We start from the raw sequence: 1,162 nt of genomic DNA on the forward strand, positions 1-1,162 counted from the left end.
ATCGCGGATCTGGTGATGAACCACACCTCCGACCAGCACCCCTGGTTCCAGGCGTCGCGGACCGATCCCGACGGGCCGTTCGGGGACTTCTACATGTGGGCCGACGACGACACCGGCTACCCCGACGCCCGCATCATCTTCGTCGACACCGAGTCCTCCAACTGGACCTACGACCCCGTCCGCGGCCAGTACTACTGGCACCGCTTCTTCGCCCACCAGCCCGACCTCAACTACGACAACCCCGACGTCCAGGACGCCATGCTGGAGAACCTGCGGTTCTGGCTCGACCTGGGCATCGACGGATTCCGCCTGGACGCCGTCCCCTACCTGTACGCCCGCGAAGGCACCAACTGCGAGAACCTCCCCGAAACCCACGCCTACCTCAAACGCGTCCGCGCCGAGGTCGACCGCCTCTACCCCGACCGCGTCCTGCTCGCCGAGGCCAACCAATGGCCCGCCGACGTCGTGGAGTACTTCGGCGACCCCGCCGCCGGCGGCGACGAATGCCACATGGCCTTCCACTTCCCCGTCATGCCCCGCATCTTCATGGCCGTACGCCGCGAACAGCGCTACCCCATCTCCGAGATCATGGCCCAGACCCCCAAGATCCCCGACAACTGCCAATGGGGCATCTTCCTGCGCAACCACGACGAACTCACCCTGGAGATGGTCACCGACGAAGAACGCGACTACATGTACACCGAATACGCCAAAGACCCCCGCATGAAAGCCAACATCGGCATCCGCCGCCGCCTGGCCCCCCTCCTGGACAACGACCGCAACCAACTCGAACTGTTCACCGCCCTCCTGCTGTCCCTGCCCGGCTCCCCCGTCCTGTACTACGGCGACGAGATCGGCATGGGCGACAACATCTGGCTCGGCGACCGCGACGCCGTCAGAACCCCCATGCAATGGACCCCCGACCGCAACGCCGGCTTCTCCGCCTGCGACCCCGCCCGCCTCTACCTCCCGGTCATCATGGACCCCATCTACGGCTACCAGGCCGTCAACGTCGAAGCCCAGGCCAACAACCCCGGATCCCTGCTCCACTGGACCCGCAAGATGATCGAGATCCGCCAGCGCCACCCCGTCTTCGGCGTCGGCTCCTACGTCGAACTGTCCGCCTCCAACCCCTCCGTCCTGGCCTTCACCCGCGAGATCA

Annotated in this window: 1 protein-coding gene; it reads left to right on the forward strand. The window is 66.0% G+C overall.

Going from position 1 to position 1,162, the window contains the following annotated elements:
- Positions 1 to 1,162: maltose alpha-D-glucosyltransferase (treS, locus tag AB0C87_RS42820; RefSeq protein WP_353835982.1), on the forward strand; the 1,162-nt coding region annotated here is incomplete at both ends.

The sequence above is a fragment of the Actinomadura sp. NPDC048021 genome (assembly GCF_040653135.1).
Lineage (GTDB): Bacteria > Actinomycetota > Actinomycetes > Streptosporangiales > Streptosporangiaceae > Spirillospora > Spirillospora verrucosospora.